This is a genomic window from Candidatus Hydrogenedentota bacterium (genome assembly GCA_019695095.1).
GTDB lineage: Bacteria > Hydrogenedentota > Hydrogenedentia > Hydrogenedentales > SLHB01 > JAIBAQ01.
In genome coordinates this window covers 1-7,369 of sequence record JAIBAQ010000250.1, presented here as the reverse complement: position 1 = coordinate 7,369, position 7,369 = coordinate 1, and the positions used below count along the sequence as shown (strand labels likewise).

At 57.8% G+C, this 7,369-nt stretch carries 6 protein-coding genes; 4 read left to right on the top strand and 2 right to left on the bottom strand.

Annotation, left to right across the window (positions count from 1 at the left end; translation table 11 throughout):
• Positions 1-87: 87 nt before the first annotated feature.
• On the top strand, positions 88-1,074 hold the full coding sequence (gene dusB / locus K1Y02_23950; protein ID MBX7259434.1) for a tRNA dihydrouridine synthase DusB: 987 nt from the start codon (positions 88-90) through the stop codon (positions 1,072-1,074).
• 19 nt (positions 1,075-1,093) lie between these two features.
• Positions 1,094-1,783, top strand: coding sequence for an L-ribulose-5-phosphate 4-epimerase AraD (gene araD / locus K1Y02_23945; GenBank protein MBX7259433.1), 690 nt, complete (start codon positions 1,094-1,096; stop codon positions 1,781-1,783).
• A gap of 63 nt (positions 1,784-1,846) precedes the next feature.
• Here the strand turns inward: araD and K1Y02_23940 are convergent, their stop codons facing one another.
• Both K1Y02_23940 and K1Y02_23935 read right to left on the bottom strand, forming a co-directional pair.
• Positions 1,847-3,205: a TrpB-like pyridoxal phosphate-dependent enzyme gene (locus K1Y02_23940; GenBank protein MBX7259432.1), complete on the bottom strand. Its 1,359-nt coding sequence runs from the start codon at positions 3,203-3,205 to the stop codon at positions 1,847-1,849.
• A gap of 49 nt (positions 3,206-3,254) precedes the next feature.
• Positions 3,255-4,847: an alginate export family protein gene (locus tag K1Y02_23935; GenBank protein ID MBX7259431.1), complete on the bottom strand. Its 1,593-nt coding sequence runs from the start codon at positions 4,845-4,847 to the stop codon at positions 3,255-3,257.
• A gap of 260 nt (positions 4,848-5,107) precedes the next feature.
• Between K1Y02_23935 and K1Y02_23930 the strand changes: the two genes are divergently transcribed.
• Positions 5,108-6,106 carry a glycoside hydrolase family 130 protein gene (locus K1Y02_23930; GenBank protein ID MBX7259430.1) on the top strand — a complete coding sequence of 333 codons (999 nt, stop codon included), beginning with the start codon at positions 5,108-5,110 and terminating at the stop codon, positions 6,104-6,106.
• Positions 6,099-7,369 (top strand): hypothetical protein (locus K1Y02_23925; GenBank protein MBX7259429.1); only part of this gene is annotated, 1,271 nt, incomplete at its 3' end. The genes K1Y02_23930 and K1Y02_23925, both read left to right, overlap by 8 nt.

The window sequence follows — 7,369 nt, the reverse complement described above, 5'->3', positions numbered from 1 at the left end:
CAGGTCTCCCATCGCAAAGACAATTTGCTTTTGCCTTCGCGGGTCTGTAAACCTCACACCTGACATTCACAATAGGATCGGTTTTGCATGCGAATTGGTACGCTCGAGATTGACAAACCACTGTGTTTAGCGCCGATGGAAGACGTGACGGATATTCCGTTTCGTCTTGTATGCAAGCGCCTTGGCGCGGATATCGTATACACGGAATTCACGAGCAGCGAAGGCTTGATCCGCGATGCGCGCAAATCGTTGTCGAAGATACGCGTCGTCGAAGAAGAGCGGCCCGTCGCGATCCAGATCTTCGGCGGCGTGGAACAGTCCATGGAGGGCGCGGCGGGGGTCGCGGAGCGATTCAATCCCGATTTCATCGACATTAACTGCGGTTGCTGGGTGAAGCAGGTTGCATTGCGCGAATCGGGCGCGGGTCTGCTGCGCGACCTAGGAAAGTTCGAAGGTGTTGTGCGTTCAGTTGTCCGCGGCACAAAGCTTCCCGTCACGGTGAAGACGCGCTTGGGATGGGACGCAAACTCCATCGTGATTCTCGATGTTGCGCGCATGATGGAGCAGATCGGCGTTCATGCGCTGACCGTCCACTGCAGGACGCGTGACCAGGGGCATCGCGGCGAAGCCGATTGGTCGTGGTTGGAGAAACTCAAGAGTGCGGTTTCCATCCCCATCATCGGCAACGGCGATATCGAAACGCCGGCAGATGTGAAGCGCATGTTCGAGACCGGCTGCGATGGTGTGATGATTGGGCGTGGGGCGATTCAGAACCCGTGGATCTTCGGCCAGGCGAAGCATTTTCTTGCTACAGGCGAGGCATTGCCGGAGCCGGGCGTGGAAGAGCGCGTCGCGACGTGTATCATGCACCTGAAGATGGTCGTGGAGGAGAGGGGAGAACAGCGGGGAGTGATTGAGTTCCGGAAACACTATTCCGGGTACCTGCGCGGCCAGCGAAACGTGTCGAAGTTGCGCGCCGAGTTGATGGAGTTCAAATCGCTAGAGCCGGTGTTGGCGCGTCTACATCGTTACGTCGATGAGTGTTTGAGCGAGACCGCCTCGCAACAACGTTGATTCTGTGGAGGACAAGATGTTGGAGTCGTTGAAGCAGGAGGTACTGGAGGCGAACCTCGCATTGGTCGAGGCCGGTCTGGTCATGCGCACCTTCGGAAATGCCAGCGCAATCGACCGAGCCTCCGGTATGATCGTCATTAAACCAAGCGGTGTCTCGTACGCTGCTATGCAGGCCGGCGATATGGTCGTGGTTGACCTGGATGGCAAGCAGGTGGAAGGCCGATTAAAGCCCTCCGTGGATACGCCGATTCACATCGCGCTATACAAAGCCTTCAAGGAAGTGGGCGGCGTCGCCCACACGCATTCCCATTTCGCGACGTGCTGGGCGCAAGCCCATCGTCCTATCCCATGCATGGGCACAACGCACGCGGATTACTTCTACGGCGAAATTCCTGTTACCGCGCAGTTGACCGAAGAAGAAGTAGCCGAAGACTACGAACGCCACATCGGCGAAAGTATCGTGCGAACCTTTGATGGTACTGCCCCACTGCAGTGTCCGGCGGCCCTCGTCGCCGACCACGGGCCTTTCGCATGGGGCCGCACCGTGGCGGACGCGGTTGAGCACGCGGTCGTACTGGAAGAGGTGGCACGGCTGGCGTTGCACACGCTTCAGTTGGATCCGCAACACGCGTTCATCAAGCAGCACTTGCTCGATAAGCACTTCTTGCGCAAGCACGGCGATTCCGCCTACTACGGTCAGAAGGGCTAAAAGGAAAACGCCCGGTGTTGCCACCGGGCGTTCTGATTAAAGCGAGGTTACTCAGGGGATTCGTCAGACCTTCGGGATCGCTTCCTCGGCGATGCGCAAGGCTTCTTCATCCAGTTCGGCGTCCACCAAGTTGCCGCTCAGGTAGCTGTCGTACGAACCCATATCGAAGTGGCCGTGGCCGCTCAGGTTGAAGAGGATGGTCTTCTTCTCGCCGGATGCCTTGCACTCCAACGCCGCGTCGATTGCCGTGCGGATCGCATGGCAGGACTCGGGTGCGGGAACGATGCCTTCCGCTTTCGCGAAGAGCATGCCCGCTTCGAACACCGGATTCTGGTAACACGCCACCGCGCGAATCACACCATGCCGCGTCAAATGCGCAACTTGCTGCGCCACCCCGTGGTAACGCAACCCGCCTGCGTGAATGCCTGGCGGTACGAAGTTGTGCCCCAACGTATACTGCAGAAGCAGCGGCGTCATGTGAGCGGTGTCGCCGAAATCGTAGGCGTAGAGCCCGCGCGTAAGCGTTGGGCATGCCGCCGGTTCCGACGCGATGATGTCGGTCTTCAGCGACTTCTTCATTTTGTCCTGCACAAACGGGAAGGCCAGACCGGCAAAATTCGAGCCGCCGCCGCAACAACCGATAACGACGTCAGGATAATCCCCGGCCATCTCCATCTGCTGCTTGGCCTCCAAGCCGATGATCGTGTTGTGCAGCAACACATGATTGAGCACGCTGCCCAGGCTGTACTTGATCGTGCCGCCGCTCTTGGCCGCGATTTCAACGGCTTCCGAGATGGCCATGCCCAAACTACCGGACGTGTTCGGGTCCTTCTCAAGGAAGCCCCGGCCGCTGTCCGTCGTGGTGCTGGGGCTGGGAATGACCTTGCCGCCGTAGGTTTGAATGAGGATGCGGCGATAGGGCTTCTGGTCGTAACTGACGCGCACCATATATACCGTGCACTTCATGTTGAACATGCTGCACGCAATCGACAGTGCCGTTCCCCATTGACCCGCGCCGGTCTCCGTGGAGATCTCGCGGATGCCTTCCTTCATGTTGTAGTAAACCTGCGGCGTCGACGTGTTGATCTTGTGACTGCCCGACGGGCTGACACTCTCGTTCTTATAATAGATCTTCGCGGGCGTGTCGAGGGCCTTCTCAAGGCGGTACGCGCGCCGCAACGGAGTCGGCCGCCACAGACGGTAAATGTCCATGACTTCGCCGGGAATCGAGATTGTCGGCGCCTGACTCATTTCCTGCTCAATGAGTCCTTCCGGGAAAATCGCCGCCAAGTCACCCGGTTGGAGCGGTTGGAGCGTGCCCGGATGCAGGGGCGGAGCCATCGGCGTCGGCATGTCCGGAGAGATGTTGTACCAGTAGTCCGGCATCCGGTCGCCTTCAAGCAGGATGTTGTATCGGTTCATGAGAAATCCCTTTCACGTCCGCGGCCAATCCGCGACGTTATCGTAATGGTTAGAAGCAAAGGCGCGTTTCAAACGTGATGAAATCGCCGTCATCGTCATCGGAACCGCCGGCGAATACCAAGCCGTTTGATGCGAAGAAGCTCCCGTCTTCAAGGGCGTCACCCGCAAAAAGATGGCACCAATGAAGCGAGAACATCAAGTCTTCGCTGTAGTGATAAACCACCATGATGTCAGTCGTGTAGCCGATAGAGTCACTGCCTTCCTTCGTCCAGAAGGAAAGGGCCGGAGCGAGAGGTACCCGGAATTGACCGAAATTCGCATAGGCTGGCATGTCAAACGGCTCGTCAACCAGGTAGTAACCGGCATCAAGAATTACGTCGATGCTCTCGGTCGGGTGCGCAATGGCGCCCAGCATGAACACGTGGCCGTTCGAGAAATCGTTCTGCAGGTCAAAGAAACCGTTGTACATGTGGTTCGAGAACAGACGATTAAAGCTCACGCTGGACTTCGGGTTGAACGCGTAGTACGGGTTCATCCACTCGCCAAAACTCAGGTCGCGGTTGTCTTCGCCTTGGTAATAGGCGTACTTACCGAACACACGCGGCTTCCACATGAACTCGAACGAGTAACCGACTTCCGCCGTGACGCCCCACGCGTCGAATTCTGCGCCGTCATCGCCGTACTGGAACGGCTTGAAGCGGAAACCCTGCTGGTTGGCATCGCCAAACTGATACGCGCCTTCAACGTCGAAATCGAGCGCGCCAACCTTACCGGCAGCGCGAAGGCCAACCGTGTGCAGGCTGGTTACGTCGTAATCGTCAAGGTTAAACACATCTTCCCAGAACTCAAGAACGGCGTTGCTGGCCGTGTCATTGAGGCTGCGCGCATCGCGAATCCACATCCAGTACGCGTCAAAAGTCATGTTCTCGATGGCTTTGCAGCTTGCATAAATGCCGTAGAAGTCTACGTCGCCGTCCTGCTCGCCCACGCCGCCTTCTGCCAAAATGGATGCCCACGCGTCGACACTGAAGGTATCGCCGGCGTAGGTCAGACGCAATGCGTCAAATGAGCGGCCGCGGTAGAAGGGACCGAAGTCTTTCGGGCCAACCAGCCACTGACTTCCGAACGCCAATTCCTGACGGCCAACCCGCATGCGGACCGGCAAACCAAACATTTCGTTGGCTTCGATGTATGCCTGATAAATTTCCACGTCATCCGAGCTGTTCGCGCGGAAGTCGCCGCCGGTGATGTAATCCGAGCGGAAATCCTCGCCCCAGAAATCGTAGCTTTCCAATTCGATGAACGCCGCAACTTCCTGCGTGAAGTCGGCCTTCACATTCAGGCGCGTACGCTGTTCGACAAGCGTGACGTCATTGGTCTTGTTGTCGAACGCATACGGGCTGAGCAGCCCAAGCCCATTAAAGGCCGGCGCCCCGGAAAGGAATTCGCCGATGGCACGGCGGGGGAGCAAGTTTGCCGGAACGCGTACTTCAACCGGACCAGGCTCCACGGCCCAATTCATGATCCAATCGGCTTTGATTCTGATTTCCCCGCCGACTTGGACGTTTTCGAGTTCCGCGCTTACCGGCAGGGCCAGCACGAGCAGCGCGCAGATCAGGAGCAGTGTTGTGAATCGTGACATTTCGATTCCCCCTTCTCGCTTTTGGTCATTCCCCACATTCCCCACGAGCCCCCGTGGGTTCAGGGTTATTTTGCACAGGGAGGATGAGCCTCGTCAAGTATCCTTAGAAGGGCATTCGGGATACTAGTACACACGGGTTCTCGGAGCTTTGTCCGCGTCTTGCGAGACACTACGTGTTGGCGGATTTGGCAATGAGTGCGTCGCCCCTTTACAGTGATTCCAGTCTATAAGCGCCAGTTGGTCGCTATGAGGGGAACACGATGACAGCGAGTTCGCGAAACGAAAGTATAGTTGTCGGGGAAGCCATCACTAACCTCCCGTGGGAAGACCGCCCCAAAGGCGCGGTAGACGCGGTCTGGCGGTATTCGAGGAATCCTATCATCCCAGGCGACCTGATCCCGTCGTCAAACAGCATTTTCAACAGTGCCGTCGTGCCCTTCAACGGCGGATTCGCTGGCGTGTTCCGCTGCGACGACAAGCGCAGGAATATGCAGATGCACCGGGGGCTAAGTGCCGACGGTCTGAGATGGGCGATCGACGACGAGCGGATTCACTTTGTCTGCGAGGATGGCGAAATAGGGCGCTTCGTCTACGGATACGACCCGCGCGTGACGTGGCTTGAGGACCGCTACTACGTGACGTGGTGTAACGGATACCACGGACCGACCATCGGCGTCGCCTACACCCATGATTTTGAGAAGTTCCATCAGATGGAAAACGCATTTCTGCCATTCAACCGGAACGGCGTGTTGTTTCCTCGACGGATTCGAGGAAAATACGTGATGCTGAGCCGCCCGAGCGACAACGGCCATACACCGTTTGGCGATATCTTCTTGAGCGAAAGCCCGGACATGGTTCACTGGGGCTGCCATAGGCACGTCATGGGCACGCGCGGCGGGTGGGAATCCACGAAGATTGGCGCAGGACCAACCCCAATCGAGACGAAGGAAGGCTGGCTTCTCATCTATCACGGCGTACTTACGTCGTGCAACGGATTCGTATACAGCTTCGGCGCGGCCTTGCTGGACTTGGATCAACCCTGGAAAGTGATTCACAGGGGCACGCGCTATTTACTCGCACCAAAGATGGACTACGAACGCGTGGGCGACGTGCCCAACGTGGCGTTCCCGTGCGCGGCGCTGTGCGACGCCCCCACGGGGCGATTGGCAATTTACTACGGCTGTGCCGACACATCCACCGGTCTCGCGTTTGGGTATGTCGACGAGATTATCGCATTCATCAAGGAGTTCAATGATTAGGCTCTGCTTCTGTGTTGTCATTTCGGCAATCGTCGCCGCCATGCAGGTCCGCGCGGGGGTGCCGGCAGACGGATTGCTGGTGCATCTGGACGCGGCGAACAAGTCGTCGCTTCGGCTGGACGCGGCAGGGTGCGCAACTCAGTGGAAGAGCGTGGTGCCGGGGGCCGCGTGCGTCTTCACCGCTACCGGCGAAAAGACTGCGCCGAAGTACGTGCGCGGCACGGCCTCAAAGAGGGCTGGTGTACGGTTCGACGGCAACGATGACGAGTTAGCCGCGCCGTTCGAGCTTAAGCTCGACGTGTGGACAGCAGTACTCGTGGTGTCGCCTCGCTCCAATCGAATGGATGCAGGCGGCCTATTTACAGGAAGCCCAAAGCGCGGTCACGACTACGATCCCGGATTTACCATCGACATGTTCAACTCGAAAGAACGCTTCAGCAGCCTGAGCGTGGAGGGGGCGGGCCGAATCGGTGGGGCTATCGATCAGATGCGCGCCGATTACACATACGGCGGTATGCACCTGATCGTTGTCGAACGAGGCACGGAGCGAATCCGGATGTGGATTGACGGGGACGAGCAAGAGCCGCGTCCCGTTTCCCGAGCCACTACGCAAATCGAAGTCCTCCGCGTGGGTTCGCGCTTCTATGGCGGCACCACACGCAACTGGTTCGATGGCGATATTGCGCAGGTTCTGCTCTACGACAGGATTCTCAAACCGGGCGAGCACGCAGCTATCACGCAGTGTCTGGGAATTCATCCGCGGGAACGGGCGCAGGAATTAAGCGGCAGTCTGAACAAGCAGGGGGAGCGTATGGTGGCACCCGAGGTTACGAAAAGATGGGCGACAACGAGCGGCTTCTCTCGATATGTGAAGCGCCACCCCGAGCACTTTCCATTTGCTGACCTCACGAGACTTCCGATAGAAAGCGATCTTAAGGAATCGATTTCGTTGGGCATGCTCAGCATGAACAGCATGTTCGATGCCGACAAGGACCAGGAGCCGTATTTCTATTCCAATCGCCAAGCCGATGGTACCGGAGCCCTCTATCATTCCGTAAACATCGGGATACCTCATGTCGTGGGGCGGGCACTGTGGGCAACCATGATCGGCGAATTGGCGACGGGTATCCCGTTCCCCGAAGAAGGTCTGGGCATCTATGCGCGCTATTGCCGCTCGTCGTTTGACAATCCTGACCATCTCAACTCTTACATCGATCCGGCTCGCGACAATAAGCGCTTCATCGAATTCCACAATATGCGCGA